Below are 21,454 nucleotides of genomic sequence, written 5' to 3' on the forward strand. Positions count from 1 at the left end.
TAAAGTACCAAATGACAACCTTCCTAAGAAAGATGTCCCAGGAACAGGTAAGATTACAGAACCAGGAAAACCAACAGTGGAAGTTCCTAATGTAACAACTCCAGGTAAATTCACACCAGAAACACCAGTAACTGAGAAACCAGGTAAGATTGAAATTACTCAACAACCAAATGGAAATGCGATTGTAACACCTAAGAAACCAGATGGATCAACATACCCACCAGGAACTAAGGTAGAAATTCCAGGAGAAGATGGAACAACAATCACAGTAACAATTGGTGAAAATGGTTCAGGTGAAGTGCCAAATGACAACCTTCCTAAGAAAGATGTCCCAGGTGCAGGAAAAGTAACAGAACCGAATAAGAAACCATCACAACCAGTGGATGTAACCACACCAGCTCGTAAGACACCAACATTAGATGTGGAACGAGATCCTAAGACAGGTGATGTTACAGTAACACCTAAGAAACCAGATGGGTCAACATTCCCACCAGGAACTAAGGTAGAAATCCCAGGTGAAAATGGTCCAATCACAGTAACAATCGGTGAAGACGGTAAAGGTAAAGTACCAAATGACAACCTTCCTAAGAAAGATGTCCCAGGAACAGGTAAGATTACAGAACCAGGAAAACCAACAGTGGAAGTTCCTAATGTAACAACTCCAGGTAAATTCACACCAGAAACACCAACTACTCCTAATGCAGATCAGGTAGATACTAAGACTACTGTTGATAATGGAGCTAAGTCAAATGATTCTCAAAATGTATTGCCAAATACAGGAACAGAATCAAATGCTGCTCTTGCATCTCTAGGACTTCTTGGACTATTGAGTGTATTTGGACTTGTAGCTCGTAAGAAAAAAGAAGACTAAAAATTTAGTCAAATGAACATTCATTCTTTTGTATTGTAAAGACAAACTAGATTGGTTCTGGGAATCGTGTTCGTCATAAAATACAAAGAATGATTAGATAAAGAAAGCGAACAATGCTAGGATTTTGTTAAACGGAATTCTAAGTATTGTTCGCTTTTGTGGTATAATAAGTACTATGCAGAAGAAACCAACGTCAGCCTATGTGCACATCCCATTTTGTACCCAGATTTGTTATTATTGTGACTTTTCAAAAGTTTTTATCAAGAATCAGCCGGTAGATAGTTATTTGGAACATCTGTTAGAAGAGTTTCAATCTTATGATATTCAAAAGTTGAGAACTCTCTATATCGGTGGTGGAACACCGACGGCTTTGTCCGCTCCGCAACTGGAGGTGTTATTGAAGGGCTTGACTAAAAACTTGGACTTGTCAGCCTTGGAAGAATTGACCATTGAGGCTAATCCGGGCGACTTGGATGCGGATAAGATAGCCATTTTGAAGAATTCGGCTGTCAATCGTGTGTCGCTAGGTGTGCAGACCTTTGATGACAAGATGCTGAAAAAGATTGGGCGCAGTCATTTGGAGAAAGATATTTATGAAAATATTGACCGCCTGAAACTGGCTGGTTTTGACAATATCTCCATTGATTTGATTTATGCACTGCCTGGTCAGACTATGGAGCAGGTCAAGGAAAATGTGGCTAAGGCCATTGGGCTGGATATTCCCCATATGAGTTTGTATAGTTTGATTTTGGAAAATCATACGGTCTTTATGAACCGTATGCGACGAGGGAAATTGCCTCTGCCTAAGGAGGAACTTGAGGCTGAGATGTTTGAGTATATCATCGCAGAGCTGGAGCGAGCTGGTTTTGAACATTATGAGATTTCTAATTTCTCAAAGCCTGGTTTTGAAAGTCGCCACAATCTCATGTACTGGGACAATGCTGAATACTATGGCATCGGTGCTGGGGCCTCTGGTTATGTAAATGGAGTACGCTATAAAAATCATGGTCCCATTCGTCATTATCTTAATGCAGTTGAGGAAGGCAATGCTCGCATCACAGAAGAGCACCTGAGTCAAAAAGAGCAAATGGAAGAAGAAATGTTCTTGGGACTCCGCAAGAAATCAGGGGTTTCCATGGCGCGATTTGAGGAAAAATTTGGACGGTCTTTCGATGGACTTTATGGAGAAATTGTCAGAGAATTGGTTCAACAAGGTCTCATGCAAATAGATGGTGACCGAGTTCGTATGACAAAAAGAGGTCTCTTTTTAGGAGACACCGTAGCAGAACGATTTATTTTGGAGTAGATGATGGGCTTAACTTATCGAATGAAAATGAAAATTCCTTTTGATATGGCTGATATGAACGGTCATATCAAGCTTCCAGATGTGATTTTGCTATCCCTTCAAGTTTCAGGGATGCAGTCGATTGAGTTAGGAGTTAGTGATAAGGCCATTTTGGAAGAGCATAATCTGGTCTGGATTATCACAGAATACGATATTGAGGTGGTTCGTTTGCCTCGTTTTGCGGAAGAAATTACCATCGAAACGGAAGCTTTGAGCTACAATCGGCTCTTTTGCTACCGTCGCTTTAACATTTATGATGAAGCAGGTCAGGAACTCATCCACATGATGGCGACCTTTGTTCTCATGGACCGCGACAGTCGAAAAGTCCATGCTGTCGAACCTGAGATTGTGGCTCCGTATCAGTCTGATTTTGATAAAAAGCTTATCCGTGGGCCAAAGTATGAGTCTTTGGAAGAACCATTCAGCAAGGATTACCATGTTCGTTTTTACGACTTGGATATGAATGGTCATGTTAATAACAGTAAGTATCTGGACTGGATTTTTGAGGTTATGGGAGCGGATTTTTTGACCCAATATATTCCCAAGAAAATCAACCTCAAGTATGTCAAGGAAGTTAGACCAGGTGGGGTGATTACATCGGCTGTTGAACGGACTGGACTGGAAAGCAAGCATGAGATTACAAGCGACGGGGCTACCAATGCCCAAGCTATCATCACTTGGCAAGAAATGAAGAAGGATTAGAGAAAAATATGAAGTATAAAGGCTATTTAATTGATTTAGACGGAACCATTTATAAGGGGAAAGATCGAATTCCAGCAGGAGAGGCTTTTGTCCACGAATTGCAAAAGCGAGACATCCCCTATCTCTTTGTGACTAACAATACAACCCGCACTCCAGAGAGTGTTCAGGAGATGTTGGCTCAGAATTTTAATATTGATACGCCCCTATCGACTGTCTACACAGCGACTTTGGCGACTATCGACTATATGAACGACTTGGGGCTTGAAAAGACCGTCTATGTCATCGGAGAAGCAGGGCTTAAGGAAGCCATCAAGGCGGCTGGTTATGTGGAAGACAAGGATAATCCTGCCTATGTGGTAGTAGGCCTGGACTGGCAAGTTGACTATGAAAAATTTGCCATAGCAACTCTAGCTATTCAAAAAGGTGCCCACTTTATCGGAACCAATCCTGACCTCAACATCCCGACAGAGCGCGGTCTTTTGCCTGGTGCTGGTTCACTGATTACCCTTCTTGAAGTGGCAACACGAGTGAAGCCTGTTTATATTGGGAAACCAAATGCCATCATTATGGACAAGGCGGTTGAGCACTTAGGTTTGGAACGTGAAGAATTAATCATGGTTGGGGACAATTATTTGACTGATATTCGAGCTGGGATTGACAATGGCATTCCAACTCTCTTGGTGACAACAGGTTTTACCAAGGCAGAAGAAGTGGCAGACCTGCCAATCGCACCGACTCATGTGGTTTCTAGCCTTGCGGAGTGGAACTTTGATGAAAACTAAACTGACCTTTTGGAGCTCTATGCTCTTTCTCCTCTCCTTCTCAATTCTTTTGACCATTTATTTGGCTTGGATTTTTTATCCTTTGGAGATTGAGTGGCTGAACTTGACGGATCGAGTTTATCTAAAACCAGAAACCATTCAATATAACTTTCATATCTTGATGGATTACCTGACCAATCCTTTTAGTCAGGTCTTGCAGATGCCAGATTTTCGTTCGTCAGCAGCTGGTCTGCACCATTTTGCGGTGGTCAAGAACCTCTTTCACCTAGTTCAGCTAGTAGCTCTAGTGACACTGCCAAGTTTCTATGTCTTTGTCAAAGGGATTGTGAAAAAGGGCTTTTTATCTCTATTTAGTAAAGGGCTTTTGGCTCTAGTAGTCTTACCTGTGATGATTGGGCTTGGGGGAGTTTTGATTGGTTTTGACCAATTCTTTACCCTTTTCCATCAAATTCTCTTTGTGGGAGATGATACCTGGCTTTTTGACCCAGCCAAGGATCCAGTGATTCTGATTTTGCCAGAGACCTTCTTCCTTCATGCCTTTCTTCTCTTTTTTGCCCTCTATGAAAGCTTCTTTGGCTATCTTTATCTGAAAAGTCGTGGGAAGTGAAACGAAAGATATTCTTATTTTGCATAAATCAATTAGGTATGTGATTCGAAACTATTGTCAAGAATGAATTAACCAAATCCAAAATGTATCAATCGTTCGCAAACAGTCTATTTTTCTTGAAAAAATAGGCTTTTTTTTCTAAAAATCTCTAGTCAAGCGCTTTATTTTTTTGTATAATAGAACTAGCAAAGTATAGATAAGAAGAGAAAAGCATGATTACACTATTTCTATCACCGAGCTGTACTTCATGTCGTAAGGCGAAGGCCTGGTTAGAAAAACATAAGGTGCCCTTTGAGGAGCACAATATTATGACCAGTCCTTTAACGAGAAAAGAATTGCAACACATTCTTTCCTTGACCGAAAATGGTACTGATGACATCATTTCAACTCGTTCAAAAATTTTTCAAAAATTAGATATTGATGTAGAAAGTATTTCGGTATCAGAATTGCTTCATTTGATTGAGCAGTATCCTAGTCTTTTGCGTCGTCCAATTATTATCGATGCCAAACGTATGCAAATCGGTTTTAATGAAGATGAGATTCGTGCTTTTCTCCCTCGTAGTTACCGTAAGCAAGAACTAAAAGAAGCAAGAATGAGAGCTGGTATTAGTTAATGAACAAACAATATAGTTACCCACTAGATTTGTCGTGGAGCACTGAAGAACTTGCTTCAGTGCTTTCTTTTTTTAATGATGTTGAAGCTGCCTATGAAAGCAAGGTAGAGGCTCAAAAGTTACTGGGCTCCTATAAGGGATTCAAGGCGGTCGTGCCAAGTAAGAGTGAAGAGAAACGTTTGGGACGAGAATTTGAAACAGTGAGTGGTTATTCGCTTTACCGAGCAGTTCAGACTGCCAAGGAAAAAGGGGAAGGAAAGATTTCTCTTGGAAAGTAAATTCGAATTTGCCAAAGAGCTAATTAAGAAAGCAGGCCAGTACATTCTTGACCATATGCAGGAAGACTTGTGTGTTGAAACCAAGTCCTCTCCAACAGATTTGGTGACCAGACTGGACAAGGAAGTTCAGGAACTCTTGGTTGGTGAAATTCTATCCCGTTATCCTGAGGATAAGATTTGTGCTGAAGAAGGGTGTCTGCGAGCTTCAGTTCAAGAGGGCAAGGTTTGGGTCATTGATCCCATTGATGGGACCAATAACTTTGTCGCCCAGCAGGAAGATTTTGCTGTTATGATGGCTTATTTTGAAAATGGTCAGGGACAGTTTGGTCTGATTTATGATGTGGTCAAGGGGGATTGTTATCACGGTGGTGGTAAGTTTCCAGTCTGTCGAAATAATAAGCCCCTAGCTCCCTTTCAAGCAAAACCACTTAGAAATTTTCTCATTGCAGGGAATAGTGGTATGCTGGAAACCAATGAATGGGGTTTGGCTGATTTGAGTCGAGCGGTCCTCGGTGTTCGTGTCTATGGGAGTGCGGCCATTAGTTTTGCCAAGATTTTGTCAGGGCGTTTGTTGACCTATGTCACCTATCTGCAACCATGGGATTATGCTGCGGCTAGTATTTTAGGGGAAAGTCTGGGCTATCGGATTGTGACTCTTTCTGGTGAAACTCCTAATTTTCAAACCAGACAGCCGGTCATGATGCTACCACTTGAGATGCAGGAGGAAATTCAGTCCTATATTTACGAAAGGAAAAGAACTTAAATGCAATTTCCAGAAGGATTTGTTGAAAAATATGAAGAGATACTAGGAGATGAGGCAAGAGATTTTCTTGCCTCTTTTGAGGAGGAAGCGGTTTCGGCCTTTCGGGTCAATCCCTTAAAAGAAGCACCAGTTTCCTTTTCTAATCCCATTCCTCAAACCCCTTGGGGCTACTATGGAAAGGTTTCAGGAAAATCTCCTGAGCATGCTACTGGTTTGGTTTATTCGCAAGAACCTGCTGCCCAAATGGTTGCTCAGGTAGCCCAGCCCAGTCCTGGTATGAAGGTTTTGGACTTGGCAGCTGCACCGGGTGGTAAATCAACTCAGCTGGCATCCTATCTAGCAGGTGAAGGTATTCTGGTTTCCAATGAAATTTCAAGCAAACGGGCTAAGATTTTAGTAGAAAACATGGAGCGCTTTGGAGCGACAAATGTCGTAGTGACCAATGAATCTGCTGACCGCTTGGCCAAGGTTTTTAAGGGCTATTTTGACCTCATTGTCTTGGATGCCCCTTGCTCTGGTGAAGGAATGTTTCGTAAGCAACCAGATGCTATGAACTATTGGAGCTTAGATTATCCGAGTCAATGCTCTAGCTTGCAAAGAGAAATTCTGGAAGATGCAGTAACCATGCTAGCAGAAGGTGGTCGCTTGGTTTATTCAACCTGTACCTGGGCCCCCGAGGAAAACGAAGAGATTGTCAAGTGGTTGCTGGAAGAGTATGATTTTGATTTGTTGCCAGTAGAGCATATCAATGGAATGGTAGCTGGAATTGACCTGCCAGAGACGGCTCGGATGTATCCTCATCATTTTATGGGAGAGGGGCAGTTTGTAGCCCATTTACAATTTAAGGGTGAAAATCCAGCACCGAAATATAAGGCAAGTAAGAGTAATCTTAGCCGAGAACAAGTTGCCTTGTGGCAGGAATTTGCCCAAAAACACTTGAAAATCAATCTAAGGGGAATCTTGCAGACTTTTGGTGATCAACTCTATCTCTTGCCAGAACTCTTGCCAGATTTAGGGAAGCTCAAGATTGCTCGCAATGGACTGCATCTGGGCACTTTTAAGAAGAAACGCTTTGAGCCTAGTTTTGCTCTTGGTCTAGCCTTGAAACCGAGTCAGGTCAAGCAGTCGGTTGAAATTGATCAAGAAGAGTTTGTAAAGTATGCCGCTGGAGAAACCGTTCAGCTGGCAGAAAGTCTGCCAAATGGTTGGTACCAAGTTTTAGTTAAAGGAAATGGTTTGGGTTTTGCTAAGGTGACTGGAAATGTTTTGAAAAATTATTTTCCAAAAGGTCTCAGATTCAAGTGAAAATGCTAGTCAAAGTAGCTTGTCTATGTTATAGTGGAAGTATGGATTTTTTTCAAATTGTCTTTCATTTTAAGTCAAAATTGGTGGAAAAGGTAACTGAGCAAATTTCTAGTAAAACCAAGCTAGCAACTTCAGTTGGCTCCCAATTTTCAAAAGAAAAACATAAATAAATAGTTGAAAAAATTCACAGCATTCACCATTATTTTCAAGGAGAAAAACAGTGAAAAAAAGGAAAAAACTCGCTCTATCCCTTGCGGCTCTTTTGCTAGTAGGTTCTTTAGCGGGATGTGCTAGCTGGATTGATCGTGGGGAATCCATGACAGCTGTTGGTTCAACGGCTCTTCAGCCCTTGGTCGAAGCAGCAGCAGATGAATTTGGCTCTATGCACGTTGGAAAAACAGTCAACGTCCAAGGTGGAGGATCTGGTACTGGTCTGTCTCAGGTTCAGTCTGGAGCCGTTGATGTAGGAAATTCAGACGTATTTGCCGAGGAAAAAGACGGTATCAACGCATCCGCTCTAGTGGACCATAAGGTTGCTGTAGCGGGCTTGGCAGTTATTGTGAACAAGGAAGTTGATGTTGAAAATCTGACAACTGAACAACTCCGTAGCATCTTCACAGGTCAAGTAACCAACTGGAAAGAGGTCGGTGGGAAAGACCTAGCTATTTCCATTATCAACCGCGCGGCAAGCTCTGGTTCGCGTGCAACCTTTGATAGTGTTATCATGGATGGTCAATCTGCTGTGCAGAGTCAAGAACAGGATTCAAATGGGATGGTCAAAAACATTGTTTCCCAGACACCAGGAGCCATTTCTTACCTAGCCTTTGCCTATGTGGATGACTCGGTTAAACGTATGAAGTTGAATGGCTATGAGCCGATTGCAGAAAATGTTACAACCAATAACTGGCCTTTGTGGTCTTATGAACACATGTATACCCTAGGTCAACCAAATGAATTAGTGGCAGAATTTCTCAACTTTGTCCTTTCAGATGAAGTTCAGAATGGAATCGTAAAAGGAATGGGCTATATTTCTGTCAAGGAAATGAAGGTTGAAAAAGATGCTGCAGGAACAGTGACAGCACTAGAAGGGAGTCAATAATGAATCAAGAAGAATTAGCTAAAAAATTACTTTCTCCCTCAAAGAACTCTCGTCTAGAGAAACTAGGAAAAGGCTTGACCTTTGCCTGTCTGTCTTTGATTGTCATTATTGTGGCTATGATTTTGATTTTCGTAGCCCAAAAAGGCTTGTCGACCTTCTTTGTCAATGGGGTCAATATCTTTGATTTCCTATTTGGCCAAACATGGAATCCTTCAGGTAAACAATTTGGTGCCCTTCCAATGATTTTGGGTTCCTTTATTGTCACAATCCTGTCAGCCCTTATCGCAACTCCTTTTGCCATTGGTGCGGCAGTCTTTATGACTGAAGTCTCGCCAAAAGGTGCTAGAATCTTGCAACCAGCTATTGAATTGCTTGTCGGAATTCCTTCCGTCGTGTATGGATTTATCGGTTTGCAGGTCGTAGTTCCCTTTGTCCGCAGTGTCTTTGGTGGAACTGGTTTTGGGATTTTGTCAGGGATTTTTGTTCTCTTTGTCATGATTTTACCGACGGTAACCTTTATGACAACCGATAGTTTGCGTGCGGTGCCTCGTCACTACCGCGAAGCTAGTTTAGCTATGGGAGCTACTCGTTGGCAAACCATCTGGCGAGTGACTTTGAAGGCTGCGCGTTCAGGGATTTTCACAGCAGTGGTCTTTGGGATGGCGCGTGCCTTTGGTGAGGCCTTGGCCATTCAGATGGTGGTCGGAAACTCAGCCGTTGTCCCAACTTCATTGACAACACCTGCTGCAACCTTGACCTCTGTGTTGACCATGGGTATCGGAAATACCGTTATGGGAACCGTTGACAATAACGTTCTCTGGTCACTGGCCTTAGTCTTGCTCTTGATGAGTTTGGCCTTCAACAGTGTCATTAAATTGATTACGAAAGAAAGAGGAAAGAAAAACTATGCACGCTAAGAAATTAGATAAAATTGCAACAGCTGTCCTCTACTCGATTGCAGGGATTATCGTTGCCATCTTGGCATCCTTGATTCTCTATATCTTGGTTCGTGGTTTGCCTCATATCTCTTGGTCTTTCTTGACTGGCAAATCATCTTCTTACCAAGCAGGCGGAGGGATTGGGATTCAGCTCTATAATTCCTTCTTCCTTTTGGTCATCACCTTGATTATCTCTGTACCCTTGTCTATGGGGGCTGGGATTTTCCTAGCTGAATATGCCAAAAAAGGTCCTGTGACCAACTTTGTCAGAACCTGTATTGAAATCTTGTCTTCTCTACCATCAGTGGTTGTAGGTCTCTTTGGTTACTTGATCTTTGTAGTTCAGTTTGAGTATGGATTTTCAATCATTTCAGGTGCCTTGGCCTTGACAGTCTTTAACCTGCCTCAGATGACTCGTAATGTTGAAGACAGTTTGAAACACGTTCACCACACGCAACGTGAAGCTGGCCTAGCTCTTGGGATTTCTCGTTGGGAGACTGTAGTCCATGTGGTCATTCCAGAAGCCCTTCCAGGGATTGTAACGGGGGTTGTCTTGGCCTCTGGTCGAATCTTTGGTGAGGCGGCTGCTTTGATCTATACAGCAGGACAATCTGCTCCAGCTCTTGACTGGTCTAACTGGAATATTCTCAGTGTAACCAGCCCAATCTCTATCTTCCGTCAAGCAGAAACCTTGGCTGTCCATATCTGGAAAGTCAATAGCGAAGGAACTATTCCTGATGGAACCATCGTATCAGCAGGTTCTGCGGCTGTGCTCCTCATCTTTATCCTCATCTTTAACTTTGGAGCCCGTAAACTCGGAAGCTACCTACATAAGAAATTAACTGCTGCCTAAAGGAGAAGCCATGTCAAAATATAATTGGGATGAAAAGCATATCATCACCTTTCCTGAAGAGAAAGTGGCCCTCTCTACTAAGGATTTACATGTTTACTACGGTAAAAAAGAATCCATCAAGGGCATCGATATGCAATTTGAAAAGAATAAAATTACAGCCTTAATTGGCCCATCTGGATCAGGGAAATCAACCTACCTCCGCAGTCTCAATCGTATGAATGATACCATTGATATTGCTAAGGTCACAGGTCAAATCCTCTACCAAGGGATTGATGTCAACCGTCCAGAAATCAACGTCTATGAGATGCGCAAGCACATCGGAATGGTCTTCCAACGACCAAATCCCTTTGCCAAGTCTATCTACCGCAATATCACTTTTGCCCATGAACGTGCAGGGGTTAAGGACAAGCAAGTCTTGGATGAAATTGTGGAAACCTCTCTTCGTCAAGCTGCCCTTTGGGACCAGGTCAAAGACGATTTGCACAAGTCGGCCTTGACCCTATCTGGTGGTCAGCAGCAACGTCTCTGTATCGCTCGTGCCATCTCTGTTAAACCAGATATTCTCTTGATGGATGAGCCGGCGTCTGCCTTGGATCCGATTGCGACTGCTCAACTTGAAGAAACCATGCTGGAGTTGAAGAAGGATTTTACCATTATCATCGTGACCCACAGTATGCAGCAGGCTGCGCGTGCGAGTGATTACACAGGATTTTTCTACTTGGGTGACTTGATTGAGTATGATAAGACCTCTAATATTTTCCAAAATGCCAAACTACAGTCAACCAATGACTACGTAACAGGACACTTTGGATAGAAAGGAAACAGTATGACAGAAGCGATTTTACAGGTGTCAGACCTGTCCGTTTACTACAATCAAAAAAAGGCCTTGAATAGTGTTTCCCTATCTTTCCAACCTAAGGAAATTACAGCCTTGATTGGTCCATCTGGATCAGGGAAATCAACCCTCCTCAAGGCTATCAACCGCATGGGAGATCTTAATCCAGAGGTAACCACAACTGGTTCAGTAGTATACAACGGCCACAACATCTACAGTCCACGTACAGATACAGTTGAATTGCGTAAGGAAATCGGTATGGTTTTCCAACAACCAAACCCTTTCCCTATGTCCATCTACGAAAATGTTGTCTACGGGCTTCGTATCAATGGAGTGAAGGACAAGCAAGTTCTAGATGAAGCGGTGGAAAAAGCCTTGCAACGTGCTTCCATCTGGGATGAGGTCAAGGATCGCCTACATGATTCAGCTATCGGGCTTTCAGGTGGACAACAGCAACGTGTCTGTGTTGCCCGTGTCTTGGCAACCAGTCCTAAAATCATTCTCTTGGATGAACCGACTTCAGCCTTGGACCCTATCTCTGCTGGGAAGATTGAGGAAACCTTGTATGGGCTAAAAGATAAATACACCATGCTCTTGGTTACACGTTCCATGCAACAAGCCTCTCGTATCTCTGACAAGACAGGATTTTTCCTAGATGGAGATTTGATTGAGTTTAACGATACCAAGAAGATGTTCCTCAACCCACAACACAAGGAAACAGAAGATTATATTTCAGGAAAATTTGGATAAGGAGATAAATGATGTTACGTTCTCAATTTGAAGAAGATTTAGAGAAATTGCACAACCAGTTCTACGCTATGGGACAAGAAGTGCTATCCCAAATCAATCGTACAGTGCGTGCCTTTGTTACGCATGACCGTGATTTGGCCAAGGAAGTCATCGAAGACGATGCAGAAGTAAACGAATACGAAGTGAAATTGGAGAAAAAATCATTTGAAATGATTGCCCTTCAACAACCCGTTTCTCAAGACTTGCGTACTGTTTTGACAGTCTTGAAGGCTGTATCTGACTTGGAACGTATGGGTGACCATGCCGTTTCTATTGCCAAAGCGGCAATTCGTATGAAAGGGGAGCAACGCATCCCAGCTGTTGAAGAAGAAATCAAGAGAATGGGTCGCGATGTCAAGAACTTCGTCGAAGCAGCTCTTGAACTTTATCTGAATGGTTCAGTTGATCAGGCCTATGAAGTAGCAGCCATGGACGAAAAAATCAACCATTACTTTGATAGCATTCGTGACTTGGCTACAGAAGAAATCAAGAAAAATCCTGATGCCATTGTTACAGGTCGTGATTATTTCCAAGTGATTGCCTTCTTGGAACGCATTGGAGACTATGCCAAGAATATCTGTGAATGGGTTGTTTACTTTGAAACAGGTAAGATTGTCGAACTATAAAATAGGTTCAATCTGTATAAAAAGGAGCTTGAAATCAACTGATAGCTCCTTTTATTGAATGAAAAAAATATTTTTAAGATAAAAATTCAAAAAAACACTTGACAAGTAACTTGGATAGCGTTATAATTATACAAAATCAACAGAGAGGTTGTTTATTTATGAAATCAAAAAAATGGATATTTGTTTTATGTAGTTTTCTTGCAAGTTTCTTCTTAGTAGCTTGCCAGTCGGGTTCTAATGGTTCTCAGTCAGCTGTTGAAGCCATTAAGCAAAAGGGGAAATTAGTTGTGGCGACCAGTCCTGACTATGCACCCTTTGAGTTCCAATCATTGGTTGACGGAAAAAATCAGGTTGTCGGTGCGGATATTGACATGGCTCAGGCTATCGCTGATGAACTTGGGGTTAAGTTGGAAATTTCAAGCATGAGTTTTGACAATGTCTTGACTAGTCTTCAAACTGGTAAGGCTGATCTAGCTGTTGCGGGAATTAGCGCTACTGACGAGAGAAAAGAAGTCTTTGATTTTTCAATTCCTTACTATGAAAACAAGATTAGTTTCTTGGTTCGTAAGTCTGATGTAGAAAAATACAAGGATTTAACTAGCCTTGAAAGTGCTAATATTGCAGCCCAAAAAGGGACTGTTCCAGAAGCTATGGTCAAGGAACAATTACCAAAAGCTCAATTGACTTCTCTAACCAATATGGGTGAAGCAGTTAATGAATTGCAGGCTGGAAAAGTAGATGCTGTTCACATGGATGAGCCTGTTGCTCTTAGCTACGCTGCTAAAAATGCGGACCTAGCTGTCGCAACTGTCAGCTTGAAGATGAAGGACGGCGAAGCAAATGCCGTTGCCCTTAGAAAAAATAGTGCTGATTTGAAAGAAGTGGTGGACAAGGTTATTCAAAAACTCAAGGATGACGGTACCTACCAAAAATATCTTGAAAAGGCAGCAAGTCTAACAGAAGTTGAACAATAAGAAAAAAGCAGAGTTGGAAGTCAGTCCAATTCTGCTTTTAAATAGTTTAAAACCTTTTCCAGATTGTCTAGGGACACCTTGGCAAATTGATAAGGGCAGGCATCCAAGTATGCCTCTTCAAAGAAGTCTAAGCCCAGTTGACTGTGCTTGAGACTGGCGATTTTAGGGTACTGTCTGAGATCAAGTAATAAACCATCGTGTAGGGGATAATGAGGAAGGGGACAAGGTGTTTTGGTTAAACTTTTCTCGAGTTGTTTTTGGTAGTCTTCTTGATTGGACAAGCGAGCTAGACGGTTTTTCTCAAATAATTGACTGTCAATATAGAGTGACAGGGCCTTTTGCATGATGAGGTTGCTGTCGTAGTCTAGGATATTTTTGTAGACCACAAAGGCTTCTTTGATAGCATTTGGCAGGATGAGTGCTGTTATCCGCAGGGCTGGAAAGAGACTGGTTGAGAAGGACTTGATATAAATGACGCGCTCTTCTGTATCCAGATAGTGGAAGGTCTGGCCCTTTTTAGAGTCCAAATCCCCCAAATAGTCGTCCTCTACGATATAGACACCATACTTGGCAGCTAAGTCAAGAATAGCTCGTTTGTCCTGCTCAGAATAGGAATGCCCCAGAGGATAGTGAAATCGAGGAATGGTATAGAAAAACTTAATCTTTCCTGTCTTGAAATGGCTTTCCAGTTCCTCCAAGTCAATCCCATCAATGCCTCGTTCAATGGTTTGATAGTCTAATCCTTGAGCAATCAAGAGGCGATTCATCCGATGGTAGGTCGGCTGTTCTACCAAGATTTCCTTGGCTTGGCTAGGGAAGGAAATTTGCGAGAGAATAAAAAGGGCTTGTTGGGTTCCAGAAGTCAGTACCAGTTGGTCTGCCTTGCAGTAGAGAGCTTGGTCAAAGAGGAGTTTATGAATGGATTGTCTTAAGTCTTCTAATCCTTCTTGGTTGTCATAGTAGTTGAACAGGTAGTTTTCTCGGCCAATCAAGGTTTCATTGATACAGAGTCGGAAATCGTCATAGGCACTGGCATGTTCGTCAGTGACTTCGATTTCTAGATCCTGGTGTTGCCCTTGTTCTAGGACATAGTAACCACTCTGGGGCTTGGCATAGAGGTATTGTTCGTGCCGTAATTCCAGAAGGGCTCGTTGGATAGTATCCTTGCTACAGTGAAAGTCAAGGCTCAGTTGACGAATAGAAGGCAGGCGGCTACCCGTTGGAAAGCGGCCAGACTCGATACTATTTTTCAGATAAGCTACGACCTCTTGGTACTTGCTTTGTTTCTTCATTCCAGACCTCCCTTGATTTTGTTACATTGTACCCTTTTTTTTATTTCTTGGCAATGTCTAGGGTGTTTCTCTCGTTCACATATAGGGGCAAATGTGGTATACTAAGGAGTAAGATTTACAGAATAACAGACAAGAAAGTGAATGGATAAGAACGTGCAGGAACCAGTGAAATTATTTCAATACAATACCCTCGGAGCCTTGATGGCTGGCCTTTATGGTGGTACCATGACAGTGGGAGAATTACTAGAACATGGTGATCTTGGTTTGGGAACCTTGGATTCCATTGATGGGGAATTGATTGTCTTGGATGGCAAGGCTTATCAGGCCAAAGGATCAGGAGAACAGCCAGAAATTGTGGAAGTATCACCAGATGCCCTTATTCCTTACGCAGCAGTGGTACCGCATCAGGCAGAGGTCATTTTCCGCCAGCGGTTTGAGATGACAGACAAGGAATTGGAAGAGCGAATCGAGTCTTATTATGACGGGGAAAATCTTTTCCGCTCTATCAAGATTCGGGGGGAATTTTCGCATATGCATGTGCGCATGATTCCCAAGTCGACACCAGATACCAAGTTTGCTGATGTCGCAACCCATCAACCTGAATATAGTCGCGACAATGTGGCGGGAACCATCGTTGGTTTCTGGACGCCAGAGATTTTCCATGGGGTCAGTGTGGCAGGCTATCATCTACACTTCATCTCAGATGATTTGACCTTCGGTGGGCATGTTATGGACTTTGTCATCAAGGAAGGCATTATTGAGGTGGGAGCTGTTGACCAATTGGATCAACGTTTCCCAGTCCAAGACCGTCAATATTTGTTTGCTAAGTTCAATGTTGACGAGATGAAAAAAGATATTGAAAAGGCGGAATAGGAGAAGAAAATGACCATTCATATTATCATTACCATGTTGCTGTTGCTGGCTTTCTTGATAGGGAGCATTTGGTATGCCAAAAAGAAATACCAGATTAATTTAGCTGTTTTGGGCTTGGGGGCTGTAGCCTTCTTTGTCTCTACACAGATTTTGGAAAAACTAGTGCATATCTTGGTTTTACATCCTCAAAAAGACGGTAGTATTGCCCTCTTGCAAGACCATCCGCTTGTCTATATCATCTATGGACTAGCCATGGCAGCATTTTTTGAGGAAACTGCTCGTCTTATTTTCTTCAAATGGTTGGAGAAAAAGAGAAGTTTGGAAAAGGCAGACGCCTTGGCCTATGGGTTAGGGCATGGTGGCTTGGAGTTGATTTTCCTAGGTCTTACTAGTTTGCTTAATCTCTACTTCGTTCTCTCAGCAGTTCAAACGCAGGATCCACAGGTCATGCAATTACTGTCTGAAAATATGTTGAAAACTATTCAGTCGCTATCAGTCTGGCAGATTTATTTGCTTGCTTTTGAGCGAATCTTGGCGCTAGGTTTCCAATTACTCTTGACTGTTTGGGTTTATCAAGCTGTTCGTCAGAAGAAATGGATTTATCTCCTAGCAGCTTATGGCCTACATGCCCTCTTTGACTTAGCACCATCTCTAGTCCAAGTTGGCTGGTTGACCAATCCAGTCTTGGTTGAAGTTGTCCTAGCACTTGAACTTGTTCTGGTTGCCTATGGAACCAAGGCTATCTTTTGCAAAAAATCATAAAAAGAGGGGAAACCTCTTTTTTTGTTTAAAATAAGCCCAAGATTTTTTTAGGGTCGTCAAATGGTCTTAAAAATGGTATAATGGAATGAATTTTGTAAAAGGAAGAGTGACATGTCTGTAAGAGAAAAAATGCTTGAAATCTTAGAAGGAATTGATATCCGTTTTAAGGAACCCTTGCATAGCTATAGTTATACAAAAGTAGGTGGAGAGGCCGATTATTTGGTCTTTCCACGAAATCGTTTTGAGTTGGCGCGCGTTGTTAAATTTGCCAACCAAGAAAATATTCCTTGGATGGTTCTTGGAAATGCTAGTAACATCATTGTTCGTGACGGTGGGATTCGTGGATTTGTCATCTTGTGTGACAAGCTCAATAATGTTTCTGTTGATGGCTATACTATTGAAGCAGAAGCTGGTGCTAACTTGATTGAAACAACTCGCATTGCCCTTCGTCATAGTTTGACTGGTTTTGAGTTTGCTTGTGGCATTCCAGGGAGCGTTGGTGGCGCTGTCTTTATGAATGCGGGTGCCTATGGTGGCGAGATCGCCCACATCTTGCAGTCTTGTAAGGTCTTGACCAAGGATGGAGAAATCGAGACCCTATCTGCCAAAGATTTGGCTTTTGGTTACCGCCATTCAGCCATTCAGGAGTCTGGTGCAGTTGTCTTGTCAGCTAAATTTGCCCTAGCCCCAGGAACCCATCAGGTTATCAAGCAGGAAATGGACCGCTTGACGCACCTACGTGAACTCAAGCAACCTTTGGAATATCCATCTTGTGGTTCGGTATTTAAGCGTCCAGTTGGTCATTTTGCAGGTCAATTAATTTCAGAAGCTGGCTTGAAAGGTTATCGTATCGGTGGCGTAGAAGTGTCTGAAAAGCACGCAGGATTTATGATCAATGTTGCTGACGGAACGGCCAAAGACTACGAAGACTTGATTGAGTCTGTTATCGAAAAAGTCAAGGAACACTCTGGCGTTACTCTTGAGAGAGAAGTCCGTATTTTAGGTGAAAGCAAGTAGGAAGCTGTAGTTGAAAAGCTGCTGCTATGTCATGGAAAGGGGGTGAAAGCCTATCGTTAGTGCAGAAGAATGTAGGCAGTTTAATCTCCTACACGAGGTAGTGGCGGCCTGACAGAGCCCTGATCTGTTAATCTATGAAAAAGAAGGAATAAATGACAATTGAAAAAACCAATTATTGAATTCAAAAACGTCTCTAAAGTTTTTGAAGACAGCAACACCAAGGTTCTCAAAGATATCAATTTTGAGTTGGAAGAAGGGAAATTTTATACCCTTTTAGGCGCATCTGGTTCAGGGAAATCAACCATCCTAAACATCATTGCAGGTTTACTGGATGCGACGACAGGAGATATCATGCTAGACGGTGTCCGCATCAATGATATCCCAACCAACAAGCGAGATGTGCATACGGTCTTCCAATCCTATGCCTTGTTTCCACATATGAATGTGTTTGAAAATGTTGCCTTTCCACTTCGCTTGCGTAAGATCGACAAGAAAGAAATCGAGCAGCGTGTAGCGGAAGTTCTCAAGATGGTTCAGTTGGAAGGGTATGAAAAACGTTCCATCCGCAAACTTTCTGGAGGACAACGTCAGCGTGTTGCTATCGCCCGTGCCATCATCAACCAACCTCGTGTGGTTTTGTTGGATGAGCCCTTGTCAGCGTTGGACTTGAAATTAAGAACAGACATGCAGTACGAACTGCGTGAACTGCAACAACGATTGGGCATTACCTTTGTCTTTGTCACTCACGATCAGGAAGAAGCTTTGGCTATGAGTGACTGGATTTTTGTCATGAATGATGGCGAGATTGTCCAGTCTGGAACACCTGTGGATATCTACGATGAGCCGATTAACCATTTTGTTGCCACCTTTATCGGTGAGTCAAATATCTTGCCAGGTACCATGATTGAGGACTACTTAGTTGAGTTTAACGGCAAACGCTTTGAAGCGGTCGATGGGGGGATGAAACCAAATGAACCTGTTGAGGTTGTTATTCGTCCAGAGGACTTGCGGATTACCCTTCCTGAAGAAGGCAAGCTCCAAGTTAAGGTGGATACCCAGCTCTTCCGTGGAGTTCACTATGAAATTATCGCTTATGACGAACTTGGGAATGAATGGATGATCCACTCAACCCGTAAGGCCATCGTGGGTGAGGAAATCGGTCTGGACTTTGAGCCAGAAGACATCCACATCATGCGTCTCAACGAAACTGAAGAAGAGTTCGATGCTCGTATCGAGGAGTACGTAGAAATCGAAGAGCAAGAAGCAGGTCTGATCAATGCAATCGAGGAGGAAAGAGATGAAGAAAACAAGCTCTAAACTCTTTGTAGTGCCCTACATGCTCTGGATTGCCCTCTTTGTGCTCGCACCCTTGGTCCTGATTTTCGGACAATCCTTTTTCAATATTGAAGGACAATTCAGTTTAGAAAACTATAAATCTTACTTTGCGTCACAAAACTTGACCTATCTCAAAATGAGCTTTAACTCTGTGCTTTATGCAGGAATTGTGACCTTTGTAACCCTCCTTATCAGCTATCCAACAGCCCTCTTTTTGACCCGTCTCAAGCACCGTCAACTCTGGCTCATGCTGATTATCCTGCCTACCTGGATCAATTTGCTCCTTAAAGCCTATGCCTTTATTGGGATTTTTGGTCAAAATGGCTCTATCAACCAGTTTTTGGAATTTATCGGAATTGGTTCGCAACAGTTGCTCTTTACCGATTTCTCCTTTATTTTTGTCGCAAGCTACATCGAGCTTCCCTTTATGATTTTGCCGATTTTCAATGTCTTGGACGATATGGATAACAATCTCATCAATGCCAGCTATGATCTCGGTGCGACCAAGTGGGAGACTTTCCGTCATGTCATCTTCCCTCTGTCTATGAACGGCGTGCGAAGTGGGGTTCAATCTGTCTTTATTCCAAGCTTGAGTCTCTTCATGCTGACCCGTTTGATTGGTGGAAACCGCGTTATCACACTAGGTACAGCCATTGAGCAGAATTTTCTAACCAATGACAACTACGGTATGGGTTCAACCATCGGTGTAATTCTCATCTTGACCATGTTCATCACTATGTGGGTGACCAAGGAAAGGAGAGAACGATGAAAAAATTTGCCAATCTTTATCTGGGACTGGTCTTTCTTGTCCTTTACCTGCCTATTTTTTACCTGATTGGTTACGCCTTTAATGCAGGCAACGACATGAACAGCTTTACAGGCTTTAGCTTGAGTCATTTTAAAACTATGTTTAGTGATGGTCGTCTTATGTTGATTGTGACCCAGACCTTTTTCTTGGCATTTTTATCAGCCTTGATAGCGACCATTATCGGGACTTTTGGAGCTATTTACATCTACCAGTCTCGTAAGAAATACCAAGAAGCCTTTCTTTCACTCAATAATATCCTTATGGTTGCGCCTGATGTTATGATTGGTGCTAGCTTCTTGATTCTCTTTACCCAACTCAAGTTTTCACTTGGCTTTTTGACCGTTCTATCTAGTCACGTGGCCTTCTCCATTCCTATCGTGGTCTTGATGGTCTTACCTCGTCTCAAGGAAATGAACGGTGACATGATTCATGCGGCCTATGACTTGGGAGCCAGTCAATTTCAGATGTTCAAGGAAATCATGCTTCCTTACCTGACACCGTCTATCATTGCAGGTTATTTCATGGCCTTCACCTATTCGCTAGATGACTTTGCTGTGACCTTCTTCGTAACGGGAAATGGCTTTTCAACTCTATCAGTTGAGATTTACTCTCGTGCTCGCAAAGGGATTTCCTTAGAAATCAATGCCCTGTCTGCCCTTGTCTTTCTCTTTAGTATTATCCTGGTTGTTGGATATTACTTTATCTCACGTGAGAAGGAGGAGCAAGCATGAAAAAACTCTATTCATTTTTAGCAGGAATTGTAGCCATTATCCTGATCTTGTGGGGAATTGCGACGCATCTAGATAGTAAAATTAATAGCCGAGATAGTCAAAAACTGGTTATCTACAACTGGGGGGACTATATCGATCCAGAACTCTTGGAGCAATTCACAGAAGAAACAGGAATCCAAGTCCAGTACGAGACTTTTGACTCCAATGAAGCCATGTATACCAAGATCAAGCAGGGTGGAACAACCTACGATATTGCTATCCCAAGTGAATACATGATTAACAAGATGAAGGACGAAGACCTCTTAGTACCGCTTGATTATTCAAAACTTGAAGGTCTTGAAAATATCGGACCAGAATTCCTCAACCAGTCCTTTGACCCAGGCAATAAATTCTCCATTCCTTATTTCTGGGGAACCTTAGGAATTGTCTATAATGAAACCATGGTCGATGAAGCGCCTGAGCATTGGGATGACCTCTGGAAACCAGAGTATAAGAACTCTATCATGCTCTTTGATGGGGCGCGTGAGGTGCTGGGACTAGGACTCAATTCCCTCGGCTACAGCCTCAACTCCAAGGATAGCCAGCAGTTGGAAGAGACAGTGGATAAGCTCTACAAGTTGACTCCAAATATCAAGGCCATCGTTGCCGATGAGATGAAGGGCTACATGATTCAGAACAACGCTGCTATCGGTGTGACCTTCTCTGGGGAAGCTAGCCAAATGCTAGAAAAAAACGAAAATCTACGCTATGTGGTACCGACAGAAGCCAGCAACCTTTGGTTTGACAATATGGTCATTCCCAAAACAGTCAAAAACCAAGATGCAGCCTATGCCTTTATCAACTTTATGTTGAAACCTGAAAATGCTCTCAAAAACGCAGAGTATGTCGGCTATTCAACGCCGAACCTACCAGCTAAGGAATTGCTCCCAGAGGAGAAGAAAGAAGACAAGGCCTTCTATCCTGATGCTGAAACCATGAAACACCTAGAAGTTTATGAGAAATTTGACCATAAATGGACAGGAAAATATAGCGACCTCTTCCTACAGTTTAAAATGTATCGGAAGTAGCAGTTAGCAGTCACGAAACGAATCAGTTAGAGCTGGTTCGTTTTTTTGAAAAAAGAGAAATCATGGTATAATAGTTTTAGGTTGAGAGTTATTAGAATTATTTATAGCATCTCTGAAAATTTAATTCTAAAGGAGTTCAAAATGAGCCAGACTACGCAAATGCATATATATATATATATATAACCCAA

At 42.5% G+C, this 21,454-nt stretch carries 24 protein-coding genes; 23 read left to right on the forward strand and 1 reads right to left on the reverse strand.

All coding sequences use genetic code 11. The features are described from left to right. From QM865_RS00005 to QM865_RS00080, 16 genes are all read left to right on the forward strand, one after another. A partial coding sequence (locus tag QM865_RS00005) for an LPXTG cell wall anchor domain-containing protein (RefSeq protein WP_414305741.1) occupies positions 1 to 871 on the forward strand: 871 nt, incomplete at its 5' end. A gap of 175 nt (positions 872 to 1,046) precedes the next feature. Beyond that, positions 1,047 to 2,177: a radical SAM family heme chaperone HemW gene (gene hemW / locus QM865_RS00010; protein WP_414305742.1), complete on the forward strand. Its 1,131-nt coding sequence runs from the start codon at positions 1,047 to 1,049 to the stop codon at positions 2,175 to 2,177. Positions 2,178 to 2,180: 3 nt separating this feature from the next. Further along, positions 2,181 to 2,918 carry an acyl-[acyl-carrier-protein] thioesterase gene (locus QM865_RS00015; protein WP_004238705.1) on the forward strand — a complete coding sequence of 246 codons (738 nt, stop codon included), beginning with the start codon at positions 2,181 to 2,183 and terminating at the stop codon, positions 2,916 to 2,918. 8 nt (positions 2,919 to 2,926) lie between these two features. Beyond that, on the forward strand, positions 2,927 to 3,700 hold the full coding sequence (locus QM865_RS00020) for a TIGR01457 family HAD-type hydrolase (RefSeq protein WP_023946294.1): 774 nt from the start codon (positions 2,927 to 2,929) through the stop codon (positions 3,698 to 3,700). Continuing rightward, positions 3,690 to 4,307 carry a TIGR01906 family membrane protein gene (locus tag QM865_RS00025; RefSeq protein ID WP_023946296.1) on the forward strand — a complete coding sequence of 206 codons (618 nt, stop codon included), beginning with the start codon at positions 3,690 to 3,692 and terminating at the stop codon, positions 4,305 to 4,307. Before QM865_RS00020 ends, QM865_RS00025 begins: the two co-directional genes overlap by 11 nt. A gap of 212 nt (positions 4,308 to 4,519) precedes the next feature. Beyond that, on the forward strand, positions 4,520 to 4,921 hold the full coding sequence (locus tag QM865_RS00030; protein WP_000631254.1) for a Spx/MgsR family RNA polymerase-binding regulatory protein: 402 nt from the start codon (positions 4,520 to 4,522) through the stop codon (positions 4,919 to 4,921). Next, positions 4,921 to 5,199, forward strand: a complete 279-nt coding sequence (locus tag QM865_RS00035; RefSeq protein ID WP_060805352.1) for a UPF0223 family protein — start codon at positions 4,921 to 4,923, stop codon at positions 5,197 to 5,199. Before QM865_RS00030 ends, QM865_RS00035 begins: the two co-directional genes overlap by 1 nt. Next, positions 5,189 to 5,962, forward strand: coding sequence for an inositol monophosphatase family protein (locus QM865_RS00040; protein ID WP_414305743.1), 774 nt, complete (start codon positions 5,189 to 5,191; stop codon positions 5,960 to 5,962). Before QM865_RS00035 ends, QM865_RS00040 begins: the two co-directional genes overlap by 11 nt. Continuing rightward, the gene (locus tag QM865_RS00045; RefSeq protein WP_203175965.1) at positions 5,963 to 7,267 is read left to right on the forward strand and encodes an RsmF rRNA methyltransferase first C-terminal domain-containing protein; all 1,305 of its coding nucleotides are present in this window, start codon (positions 5,963 to 5,965) and stop codon (positions 7,265 to 7,267) included. Positions 7,268 to 7,487: 220 nt separating this feature from the next. Further along, a complete protein-coding gene (locus QM865_RS00050; RefSeq protein ID WP_203175956.1) occupies positions 7,488 to 8,366 on the forward strand; it encodes a phosphate ABC transporter substrate-binding protein PstS family protein in 879 nt (292 codons plus the stop codon). Continuing rightward, positions 8,366 to 9,283 carry a phosphate ABC transporter permease subunit PstC gene (gene pstC, locus QM865_RS00055; protein ID WP_001070903.1) on the forward strand — a complete coding sequence of 306 codons (918 nt, stop codon included), beginning with the start codon at positions 8,366 to 8,368 and terminating at the stop codon, positions 9,281 to 9,283. Before QM865_RS00050 ends, pstC begins: the two co-directional genes overlap by 1 nt. Beyond that, entirely contained in the window at positions 9,273 to 10,157 is an 885-nt protein-coding gene (gene pstA, locus QM865_RS00060) for a phosphate ABC transporter permease PstA (RefSeq protein WP_000543046.1), read from the forward strand. The genes pstC and pstA overlap by 11 nt, the downstream gene beginning before the upstream one ends. Before the next feature lie 10 nt (positions 10,158 to 10,167). Then, on the forward strand, positions 10,168 to 10,971 hold the full coding sequence (pstB, locus tag QM865_RS00065; RefSeq protein ID WP_020900241.1) for a phosphate ABC transporter ATP-binding protein PstB: 804 nt from the start codon (positions 10,168 to 10,170) through the stop codon (positions 10,969 to 10,971). Between the two features lie 12 nt (positions 10,972 to 10,983). Continuing rightward, positions 10,984 to 11,742 (forward strand): phosphate ABC transporter ATP-binding protein PstB, encoded by a 759-nt coding sequence (pstB, locus tag QM865_RS00070; RefSeq protein ID WP_000133484.1) that lies wholly within the window; start codon positions 10,984 to 10,986, stop codon positions 11,740 to 11,742. An 11-nt stretch (positions 11,743 to 11,753) separates the two neighbouring features. Continuing rightward, complete coding sequence (gene phoU, locus QM865_RS00075; protein WP_000946458.1) at positions 11,754 to 12,407, forward strand: phosphate signaling complex protein PhoU; 654 nt, start codon at positions 11,754 to 11,756, stop codon at positions 12,405 to 12,407. A gap of 158 nt (positions 12,408 to 12,565) precedes the next feature. After that, positions 12,566 to 13,381 (forward strand): ABC transporter substrate-binding protein, encoded by an 816-nt coding sequence (locus QM865_RS00080; RefSeq protein ID WP_020900242.1) that lies wholly within the window; start codon positions 12,566 to 12,568, stop codon positions 13,379 to 13,381. A 20-nt stretch (positions 13,382 to 13,401) separates the two neighbouring features. Here QM865_RS00080 and QM865_RS00085 read toward each other — a convergent pair whose 3' ends face one another. Further along, on the reverse strand, positions 13,402 to 14,673 hold the full coding sequence (locus tag QM865_RS00085; RefSeq protein WP_020900243.1) for a PLP-dependent aminotransferase family protein: 1,272 nt from the start codon (positions 14,671 to 14,673) through the stop codon (positions 13,402 to 13,404). A gap of 141 nt (positions 14,674 to 14,814) precedes the next feature. On the opposite strand from QM865_RS00085, the gene budA reads away from it, so the two are divergent. The 7 genes from budA (at position 14,815) to QM865_RS00120 (ending at position 21,266) form a co-directional block, all read left to right on the forward strand. Then, positions 14,815 to 15,546, forward strand: a complete 732-nt coding sequence (gene budA / locus QM865_RS00090; RefSeq protein ID WP_000360311.1) for an acetolactate decarboxylase — start codon at positions 14,815 to 14,817, stop codon at positions 15,544 to 15,546. A gap of 9 nt (positions 15,547 to 15,555) precedes the next feature. After that, a complete protein-coding gene (locus tag QM865_RS00095) occupies positions 15,556 to 16,308 on the forward strand; it encodes a YhfC family intramembrane metalloprotease (RefSeq protein WP_371491826.1) in 753 nt (250 codons plus the stop codon). 111 nt (positions 16,309 to 16,419) lie between these two features. Further along, positions 16,420 to 17,325: a UDP-N-acetylmuramate dehydrogenase gene (gene murB, locus QM865_RS00100; protein ID WP_000116176.1), complete on the forward strand. Its 906-nt coding sequence runs from the start codon at positions 16,420 to 16,422 to the stop codon at positions 17,323 to 17,325. Positions 17,326 to 17,484: 159 nt separating this feature from the next. Beyond that, positions 17,485 to 18,642 (forward strand): ABC transporter ATP-binding protein, encoded by a 1,158-nt coding sequence (locus QM865_RS00105; RefSeq protein WP_000742913.1) that lies wholly within the window; start codon positions 17,485 to 17,487, stop codon positions 18,640 to 18,642. After that, the gene (locus QM865_RS00110) at positions 18,623 to 19,429 is read left to right on the forward strand and encodes an ABC transporter permease (RefSeq protein WP_000753801.1); all 807 of its coding nucleotides are present in this window, start codon (positions 18,623 to 18,625) and stop codon (positions 19,427 to 19,429) included. Before QM865_RS00105 ends, QM865_RS00110 begins: the two co-directional genes overlap by 20 nt. Next, complete coding sequence (locus QM865_RS00115) at positions 19,426 to 20,199, forward strand: ABC transporter permease (protein WP_000712742.1); 774 nt, start codon at positions 19,426 to 19,428, stop codon at positions 20,197 to 20,199. The genes QM865_RS00110 and QM865_RS00115 overlap by 4 nt, the downstream gene beginning before the upstream one ends. Further along, positions 20,196 to 21,266: an ABC transporter substrate-binding protein gene (locus QM865_RS00120; protein WP_261072133.1), complete on the forward strand. Its 1,071-nt coding sequence runs from the start codon at positions 20,196 to 20,198 to the stop codon at positions 21,264 to 21,266. Before QM865_RS00115 ends, QM865_RS00120 begins: the two co-directional genes overlap by 4 nt. Positions 21,267 to 21,454: the final 188 nt, after the last annotated feature.

It is taken from the genome of Streptococcus mitis (assembly GCF_047462815.1).
Taxonomy (GTDB): Bacteria; Bacillota; Bacilli; order Lactobacillales; family Streptococcaceae; genus Streptococcus; species Streptococcus mitis_DO.

Bases quoted from the DNA above. Each gene is read 5' to 3' on its own strand.
- pstB (WP_020900241.1), top strand. From the start codon at position 10,168: ATGTCAAAATATAATTGGGATGAAAAGCATATCATCACCTTTCCTGAA.
- QM865_RS00025 (WP_023946296.1), top strand. From the start codon at position 3,690: ATGAAAACTAAACTGACCTTTTGGAGCTCTATGCTCTTTCTCCTCTCC.
- QM865_RS00035 (WP_060805352.1), top strand. From the start codon at position 4,921: ATGAACAAACAATATAGTTACCCACTAGATTTGTCGTGGAGCACTGAA.
- QM865_RS00115 (WP_000712742.1), top strand. From the start codon at position 19,426: ATGAAAAAATTTGCCAATCTTTATCTGGGACTGGTCTTTCTTGTCCTT.
- QM865_RS00085 (WP_020900243.1), bottom strand. From the start codon at position 14,673: ATGAAGAAACAAAGCAAGTACCAAGAGGTCGTAGCTTATCTGAAAAAT.
- QM865_RS00015 (WP_004238705.1), top strand. From the start codon at position 2,181: ATGGGCTTAACTTATCGAATGAAAATGAAAATTCCTTTTGATATGGCT.
- QM865_RS00030 (WP_000631254.1), top strand. From the start codon at position 4,520: ATGATTACACTATTTCTATCACCGAGCTGTACTTCATGTCGTAAGGCG.
- pstB (WP_000133484.1), top strand. From the start codon at position 10,984: ATGACAGAAGCGATTTTACAGGTGTCAGACCTGTCCGTTTACTACAAT.
- QM865_RS00120 (WP_261072133.1), top strand. From the start codon at position 20,196: ATGAAAAAACTCTATTCATTTTTAGCAGGAATTGTAGCCATTATCCTG.
- QM865_RS00095 (WP_371491826.1), top strand. From the start codon at position 15,556: ATGACCATTCATATTATCATTACCATGTTGCTGTTGCTGGCTTTCTTG.
- QM865_RS00045 (WP_203175965.1), top strand. From the start codon at position 5,963: ATGCAATTTCCAGAAGGATTTGTTGAAAAATATGAAGAGATACTAGGA.
- pstC (WP_001070903.1), top strand. From the start codon at position 8,366: ATGAATCAAGAAGAATTAGCTAAAAAATTACTTTCTCCCTCAAAGAAC.
- QM865_RS00020 (WP_023946294.1), top strand. From the start codon at position 2,927: ATGAAGTATAAAGGCTATTTAATTGATTTAGACGGAACCATTTATAAG.
- pstA (WP_000543046.1), top strand. From the start codon at position 9,273: ATGCACGCTAAGAAATTAGATAAAATTGCAACAGCTGTCCTCTACTCG.
- QM865_RS00080 (WP_020900242.1), top strand. From the start codon at position 12,566: ATGAAATCAAAAAAATGGATATTTGTTTTATGTAGTTTTCTTGCAAGT.
- phoU (WP_000946458.1), top strand. From the start codon at position 11,754: ATGTTACGTTCTCAATTTGAAGAAGATTTAGAGAAATTGCACAACCAG.
- murB (WP_000116176.1), top strand. From the start codon at position 16,420: ATGTCTGTAAGAGAAAAAATGCTTGAAATCTTAGAAGGAATTGATATC.
- budA (WP_000360311.1), top strand. From the start codon at position 14,815: ATGGATAAGAACGTGCAGGAACCAGTGAAATTATTTCAATACAATACC.
- QM865_RS00110 (WP_000753801.1), top strand. From the start codon at position 18,623: ATGAAGAAAACAAGCTCTAAACTCTTTGTAGTGCCCTACATGCTCTGG.
- hemW (WP_414305742.1), top strand. From the start codon at position 1,047: ATGCAGAAGAAACCAACGTCAGCCTATGTGCACATCCCATTTTGTACC.